At 38.5% G+C, this 7,246-nt stretch carries 8 protein-coding genes; 4 read left to right on the top strand and 4 right to left on the bottom strand.

The genetic code is table 11. The features are described from left to right. Together VGT41_07050 and VGT41_07045 are read left to right on the top strand one after the other, a co-directional pair. The coding region (locus tag VGT41_07050; protein HEV2602019.1) for an IS5/IS1182 family transposase at positions 1–123 on the top strand (123 nt) is incomplete at its 5' end. Between the two features lie 304 nt (positions 124–427). Beyond that, complete coding sequence (locus VGT41_07045) at positions 428–766, top strand: hypothetical protein (GenBank protein ID HEV2602018.1); 339 nt, start codon at positions 428–430, stop codon at positions 764–766. 19 nt (positions 767–785) lie between these two features. On the opposite strand, the gene VGT41_07040 is transcribed toward VGT41_07045, so the two are convergent. Together VGT41_07040 and proS are read right to left on the bottom strand one after the other, a co-directional pair. Then, the gene (locus VGT41_07040) at positions 786–1,691 is read right to left on the bottom strand and encodes a tyrosine-type recombinase/integrase (GenBank protein HEV2602017.1); all 906 of its coding nucleotides are present in this window, start codon (positions 1,689–1,691) and stop codon (positions 786–788) included. A gap of 87 nt (positions 1,692–1,778) precedes the next feature. Beyond that, complete coding sequence (gene proS / locus VGT41_07035) at positions 1,779–3,194, bottom strand: proline--tRNA ligase (GenBank protein ID HEV2602016.1); 1,416 nt, start codon at positions 3,192–3,194, stop codon at positions 1,779–1,781. Positions 3,195–3,441: 247 nt separating this feature from the next. On the opposite strand from proS, the gene VGT41_07030 reads away from it, so the two are divergent. Both VGT41_07030 and VGT41_07025 read left to right on the top strand, forming a co-directional pair. After that, positions 3,442–4,488 (top strand): hypothetical protein, encoded by a 1,047-nt coding sequence (locus tag VGT41_07030; GenBank protein HEV2602015.1) that lies wholly within the window; start codon positions 3,442–3,444, stop codon positions 4,486–4,488. Between the two features lie 383 nt (positions 4,489–4,871). Beyond that, the gene (locus tag VGT41_07025; protein HEV2602014.1) at positions 4,872–5,405 is read left to right on the top strand and encodes a hypothetical protein; all 534 of its coding nucleotides are present in this window, start codon (positions 4,872–4,874) and stop codon (positions 5,403–5,405) included. A 53-nt stretch (positions 5,406–5,458) separates the two neighbouring features. Here VGT41_07025 and VGT41_07020 read toward each other — a convergent pair whose 3' ends face one another. Further along, a complete protein-coding gene (locus tag VGT41_07020; protein ID HEV2602013.1) occupies positions 5,459–6,406 on the bottom strand; it encodes a DMT family transporter in 948 nt (315 codons plus the stop codon). A gap of 14 nt (positions 6,407–6,420) precedes the next feature. Beyond that, positions 6,421–7,245 (bottom strand): TIGR00282 family metallophosphoesterase, encoded by an 825-nt coding sequence (locus VGT41_07015; protein ID HEV2602012.1) that lies wholly within the window; start codon positions 7,243–7,245, stop codon positions 6,421–6,423. Position 7,246 lies beyond the last annotated feature (1 nt).

Here is a 7,246-nt window from a genome sequence, read left to right as displayed (position 1 = left end):
TTAATAGAATGTTGCTTCGGAAAAATGAAACATTTTAGACGGGTTTTTTCACGTTTTGATAAATCAAAGCGCAATTTCCTGTCTTTTCTTGCATTTGTGGGAGCATGTTTATGGTTACGATAAAAACTCAACAGAACCTAGCATAAGCATATCTCTTCTATTAATCTGTAGCACGAATCTACTATTTGCCGCTCGCTCCGGCAGTTCGAGACGAAATCGTTTACAACTAGAGATAGCCAATAGAAAAGATCTTGCTAACAACCTTAATGCACCACAAGCCTCATTGCTTTATAGAAAACACAGGATTGATCCTGTCAGAGAGCCTATTTCTGTTAGTGCCATAGCCACCTTTATTAACTGCTCAATACATAGGAAATGGTTAAAGCTGCCGGTTGTTCTAAAAACAATGAATCGCTCAGAAAAAATAATGGCATTCACTTTAATAGACGAGACCGACCAACGCAATATTCTCTTTAATGCGGTAGCATATAATGCTCCAACCACAACTCTTAACTATTTGTTGCACGCATACATAGAGCATAATTTTAATGTTCAGAGAATGAAATTAAATAAGCTTACACTATTAGAAACAGCTAAAATATTTTCCGATCAAAGAACTATCCAAGATATTGAGAATTACTTTCTTGCTATGGATCCTACGTCTGAAGACGCTGTCTTTGAACCCTTCGAAAACGGAAACCATGCCCCAACAAAAGCTGATATGAAATTCATGCAAAGTTTATTAGGCGAATCAAAAGAAGAATAAAAAACGAAGAAAAAAAACCTTATGACCGTGGATGTGATTTATCATATGATTCTCGCAAATGACTTACCTCAACATGCGTATACACCTCTACGGTCATAATATTTTCATGTCCCAAAATCAATTGCAGAGACCGCAAATCAACACCGTTTTTTAGCATATGGGTTGCAAGTGAATGGCGCAGCTGATGTGGAGAAATTCGCTTTTTAATAGCAGTTTTTTCCCATATCGTATTTAATATTACCCAACAGGCTTGCCGAGTAATCGGTTTTATTTTCCCCGAATAACTGGTCGGAAACAGATACTCTTCACCAGAGCAACCTCCTTTTCTATCTATAAACTCACGATGCACCGTTTGCAAATACTCTCGCAAAATACTCATCATCTCAAGTGGAACAGGAATCATTCGCTCCTTATCTCCTTTACCATGTACTTTCAAAAACCCTGTATCAAAATGAATACTTGATACATATAATGCAGTGAGCTCGCTGATTCTCATGCCAGAAATATAGAGTAAATATACAATGACCTTGTTACGGATACCAAGCGGCGAATTATCTGCTTCTGCAGCAGCCAAAAAAGCTTCTACCTCTTGCTCAGAGAGATATTGTGGTAGCGCTTTTTTTATTTTGGGTGTTATTAAATGCTCACCACAATTTTGAATATTAAACCGCTCATGTGCGTAAGAAAAGAAAAGCTTAAGCGTTGCAACTTTACGAGCCAAGCTTCGCGCCGTTAAATCTTCTACTGCGCGCAAAGTACGTAAGAAATGCTTTACATGCTTTGCCCGAATCACCTCTAATGCAATACTATTTTTTTGCAAAAAAAGCTCAAACTGCGCTAGATCCCGTTTATACGCAAGATAGGTATTATGGGCAAGTCGCCGTTCAGTAAGCATATATGCGTGAAAGTGTACAAAAATAGACATACATAGTCCTTAGCCATGCTAAAAATAAGATACTGCTTAGACAATCATATAATCGCATGAAAATGCTATGATCTACGTATTACTCTATTAATATGCTTTCGCAACAAGAACATCGCCGACACTTGCGCGGTCACAAGCAAAACAAACCGTAGCAGTATGCTCTTCAATCCGACAACGCGTTGTTGCTTGATACTGCTTTAACTGTCCTTCACATGCTGCAGCGCCACAAAATCCTACCTGATATATTCCCTGATTCTTTTGTAATTGAGGACCAAAATCAGTTAACTTCTCCGCTGTATGCCACATACTCTTCATACGCGCATATGCACGATCAAACATAGTTTTTTGTAATTCGACGCACAATGCCTGAACTACACTACCAATCTGATCAAACGGAATAGTACGTTTTTGAGAATCTAAACGATCAGTCACGATTGCCACTTGCGCCTCAATATCGCGAGGTCCAATTTCAATACGAACAGGAACTCCTTTGAGCTCCCATTTATAAAATTTACTGCCCGGGCTCTTTGAGTCATCATGATCAATTTCTACACGCATACCAGGCAGACTATTTTTTATTGCATATGCCGCGTCTAAAATTACTGCGTTATCGGTACCTTTTTTAAATATCGGTATAATAACCACTTGAATCGGTGCAATCATAGGAGGCAACACTAAACCTTTTGCATCACCATGCACCATAACCACCGCACCGATTAAACGGGTTGTTGAACCCCAACTGGTCAAATATGGATATGCCTGTTTTCCTTCTCGATCTTGATACTGCATATTAAATGCTTTAGCAAAGCTTTGCGATATAATATGTGATGTACCCATTTGTAAAGCTTTACCATCATGCATAAGCGCTTCGTAGGTAAAGGTAATATCGGCACCAGGAAATTTTTCTGTCTCTGATTTACGGCCTGGAATAACCGGTACCGCTAAATAATCATGCGCTAAACTCACATACTCATTAAGCATTAACTGTGCTTCTTGCAATGCCTCATCATATGTTTCATGCGCCGTATGACCTTCTTGCCAAAAAAATTCTGTTGTACGTAAAAATGGACGAGTACGCATTTCCCAACGCACCACATTAGACCATTGATTAATTTTTAACGGCAAATCACGCCATGATTGAATCCAACGGGCAAACATATAATGAATAATGGTTTCAGAGGTAGGACGAACAACCAATGGCTCATCAAGCTCTGAGCCGCCTGCATGAGTAACCACCGCAAGCTCAGGAGCAAATCCTTCTACATGCTGCGCTTCCCGCTTTAAAAATGATTCCGGTATTAATAACGGAAATGATGCATTTTGATGCCCCGTTTCTTTAATCCGCTGATCAAGACGCGCTACAATTCGTTCCCACATTGCATATCCATAGGGACGAATTACAATACAACCACGAACGGGAGATTGATCTGCTAGTTCTGATTGATATACAACATCTAAATACCACTGGGAAAAATCATTATTAATATCAGCAAGCTTATTCATCCGTATTTACACCTTCTAAAACATGAGCATTTTAAAGCCGTTATCGAGTGATTAATCGTAACGTACCGAAGAAAAAAAGTACAGATAAGATATCTATGACCTACTCATAACCCAGCATTAAAATGGCTCTGTTCTGGTGAAATTTGGTTCACCAGGGTTTTTTCTTTAACAAATGCCCCTGTTGTTCCGCGAGTCGATTTCTCTTATACTGTACCTATAGAGTTTCAATAACTTTGGAGAGATCATAATGCAGCCTTTTAAACCGTTTATTCCTATGCTCCTGCTCGTCCTTGTTGTGACAAGTGCCACCTTATACACTGCACATTGCTATCCAACCTACTTTAAAAAACGTTGGCAAAAGGCCACTGCGGGCGTACTTGCCGTAGCTCTTTTATATGGAGGCTATCGTCATACTATGCAGCAAACAACAGAGACTACTCTTTGGTATGACCATGAGGCAACAACTGTTGATCAGAACCATACGGTTTTGTTTCTTCATGGGCTGATAGATGATTACACGCAATCCAATGAATATTGTAAAGAAACCAAGGGTCTCAACACCCGCCGCAACAAAAGCGGGAATTACCTCCATGATCTTTCGACCACTCATGTACGGAGCGTACAATTTGATTATGGCAGTTCCAATATTCCACAAAAATTTCTCTATGCATCACGTTCAACACTTGCACAAGGCAAGGAGATTGAACTCGTTAATGATGCATATAAGGATATAGATAAAAACCATTCTGTACTTCTGGATGGTACTTCCAATGGCGCTTCTGTTGGAATTGGTTTTGTAGCAAAATATAATCCTCGTCTTGTTGGCATGATTTTGCAATCTCCTTATGATTCAGTAAAAGGAGTCATCCAAGAAAATATTAACAATGAAAACGGAAAAGAATACGCATATGCCGGAGTTCAAAAATTATTTCCAGGCCATGATCCTAAACTAGAATCACCTATCGAGCAGATTAAATATATTCACAATAAAGATCTGCCTATTTTATTAGTATGCTCAAAAGAAGATAGGGTGGTTCCTTATAAAAGCACTGCGCGTTTATACAAAGAATTTAAAACTCGAGGATTTAATAATGTATACATACTGTTAACACAATCTGGAAAGCATGCACAAATTTTATGGGGACCAGACGGAAAAAAACATCAGAATGTAGTACATGCATTTAAAAAGAAACATCATATACTCGATTATAATGATCCCTATGCCAACGCCGGATTACCACTTCTTGAAAATTGCCAGCCCTCCTTGGACGAAATTAACAAAATTTTGGGTTGATTTTTTACCAAAAAATAAAAATTATATAAAAAAATTTTTAAAAAGTTTATTTCAATTTTTGGATAATTTTTTGCATTCCTTTCAAAGAGCTATATCGCACCAATCAGCCGTATTTATCAGCATTTTTGAGACAATGGCAATGTCGCCACAAGGAACAAAACTCATCAACTCAATCCCTGGCTTTTGAACAATTTGAATAATTGTTATTGTCAAAGTCTTGCTTTTTCACACTCTATTTCTTTATCTTAAAATTAAGAACTTGAAGATATATAAAAAAACAGAGGTTTAAAAAAAAGGAGATTATATTATAAATTTGAGTTCATTAAGAAGAGTATTATATATTATTTAGGGTTTTAGAGACTATAATATAAGGGGAGAATCTAATGGAAGAAACGAAGAAAAAAACAGTTAAAAAGAGAACTGTTAAGCGTAAAGCTACTAAACGTAAAGCTACACCTGCTGTAGCCGCAGCAGCCGCTGAAGTAACAAAAGCAGCTCCAAAAAAGGCCGCTCCTAAGCGCAAAGCAGCTAAGAAAGCGACTCCTAAACGTAAGACAGCAGCTAAAAAAGCAGCTCCGAAACGTAAGACCGCTAAGAAAGCAACAGCTAAACGCGTAGTTAAAAAAGCAGCTCCTAAGCGCAAAACAGCTAAAAAAGCGACTGCTAAGCGTAGAGTAGTAAAACGTAAAGCAGCTCCTAAACGTAAGACAGCTAAACGTGTAGCTAAAAAAGCTTCTTCAAAAAGAAGAACGGTTAAAAAAGCGTCAGCTAAACGCCGAGTAGTAAAACGTAAAGCAGCTCCAAAACGCCGGGTAGCTAAAAAAGCATCTGCTCGTAAAGCAGTTGTAAAAACAGCAGCTCCTAAACGTACGCCAAAACGTCGTATGTCTAAACGTCGCGTTAGAAAAACTGCTTAATTCTAAGCAGATCAATAGACTAAGTATAATAAGGCAGAGTTATTAACTCTGCCTTATTCCCTTTCTAATTCCAATAATTCTTGCTGGTAAAACAGCGTAAGACCGACAATAACGCTTATCAATGAGATAATAAAGCTGGATGAAATGACCTCTCCTAGAAACAGCCATCCATAAAAAGCGGCAAACAACGGACAGGTAAACCCTGCAAATGATAATAAGGTCATTGAATATTGCATGAGCAAATATCCATATAAATTATAAAAGACGACGTTTGCGATCAATATCAAGAGTATGGTGTATATACCAACAATAATTGCCCCATCTACTGTCCCATGAAACAATGATTCCAATGGCCCTTGTGTATCGGTAACATCACGATACAATACCGGCATACCTTCATACAACAACGAAGTACATAAAGCGGCAATTCCACCCAACAACATGCTACAGCCATTGGCCATTACCGGAGAATAACCACCAATATCAATTGCTTCCTTTAATAATATCCAGCCATAAACCGATGAAACAACCGACAGTAGCAATAACAATTCTGCTGATGATATACACAAAAACGATGTACCTTCTGACATTGCGCAAGAAGCCAAAACGGGAATAAACCCTATAAATCCTATAATCAATCCAATTATTTGTCGTAACCTTAATTGTTCTCGAAAGATCAGATAAGAGAATAGCGCCGTTATAAATGGAGAAAAACTATATAATAAACACGCTTTTGCAGAAAGCATGGTTCTGAGTGCAAGAAACTCAAAAATGAATGCGCAATAGATATGAAATGTTGCCAGCTTTAAAAACGCCCAGAGATCTTGCTTACGAAACCTCCAGTGACTTCGATCGAATAAGTAGGCATATCCCAGCAATAGACCCCCGGATAAGATCATACGCACCGCTATAAAAAAAATTGGCTGAATATACTGTAATACCGCTTTACCAATCGTAAAAGTACTAGCAAGCAACATGTATAAAATAAGAATCAAAATCATATGTTTTAAATCATTTATTGAGAATCAGGAATTTGCATCTCATCTGTATCATCTACACGGACCCGAGAAATCGCCAAAGCCTTACCCGTTTGCACATCAAACTCAATCCATGCACCAGTCATAAAATAAGGAGGCTCTGTTTCTACCATATATCGCGTTGGCATTTGCGAAATCAATTGTTTAATAATCGGATCTTTTTTCATACCAATCATAGAATTTAACGATCCCGCCATTCCCAAATCAGTTATGTATGCTGTGCCACCGGGTAAAATCCGCTCATCTGCCGTTTGGACATGCGTATGAGTACCGACCATACCAGTAACTTTTCCATCCAAGAAAAAACCCATAGCCATCTTTTCAGAAGTAGTCTCAGCATGAAAATCAACAAAGATAATATTAGTTTTATCTTTTAAATAGATCAAAATAGATTCAACGGTACGAAACGGGCAGGCAAGCAACTCGCGCATAAACACTCGACCTTGAATGTTGATCACTCCAATTAATACCCCATCACAGTTGAATGTGGTAACCCCCACACCCGGTGTTTCACGGGGGAAGTTCGCTGGCCGTAGCAAATCGGTATTTGCTTGCAAATAAGGATAGATCTCTGATTTTTGCCAGATATGATTACCCGTGGTAATGACATTCACGCCATTCGTTTTGAAAAATTCAACCACTTGAGGGGTAATGCCCTTACCGCTTCCAGCACTATTTTCTCCATTAACAACAAGAGCATCAATCTGATGCTCTTGTCTTAATTGCTGTATATGCTTCTCAAAAACCATACGACCGGTTTCACCGACCACATCTCCCAAAAATAAGATGCGCATACGTTTCATG

This window comes from Candidatus Babeliales bacterium (assembly GCA_035944115.1).
In the GTDB taxonomy this organism is placed as follows: domain Bacteria; phylum Babelota; class Babeliae; order Babelales; family Vermiphilaceae; genus DASZBJ01.
Note: the sequence above shows the minus strand (reverse complement) of the source record. Positions and strands in the feature narration are given on the sequence as shown.

Excerpts from the sequence above, each read along its gene's own strand:
- VGT41_07045 (HEV2602018.1), top strand. The coding sequence starts at position 428 with ATGGCATTCACTTTAATAGACGAGACCGACCAACGCAATATTCTCTTT.
- VGT41_07040 (HEV2602017.1), bottom strand. The coding sequence starts at position 1,691 with ATGTCTATTTTTGTACACTTTCACGCATATATGCTTACTGAACGGCGA.
- proS (HEV2602016.1), bottom strand. The coding sequence starts at position 3,194 with ATGAATAAGCTTGCTGATATTAATAATGATTTTTCCCAGTGGTATTTA.
- VGT41_07030 (HEV2602015.1), top strand. The coding sequence starts at position 3,442 with ATGCAGCCTTTTAAACCGTTTATTCCTATGCTCCTGCTCGTCCTTGTT.
- VGT41_07025 (HEV2602014.1), top strand. The coding sequence starts at position 4,872 with ATGGAAGAAACGAAGAAAAAAACAGTTAAAAAGAGAACTGTTAAGCGT.
- VGT41_07020 (HEV2602013.1), bottom strand. The coding sequence starts at position 6,406 with ATGATTTTGATTCTTATTTTATACATGTTGCTTGCTAGTACTTTTACG.
- VGT41_07015 (HEV2602012.1), bottom strand. The coding sequence starts at position 7,245 with ATGAAACGTATGCGCATCTTATTTTTGGGAGATGTGGTCGGTGAAACC.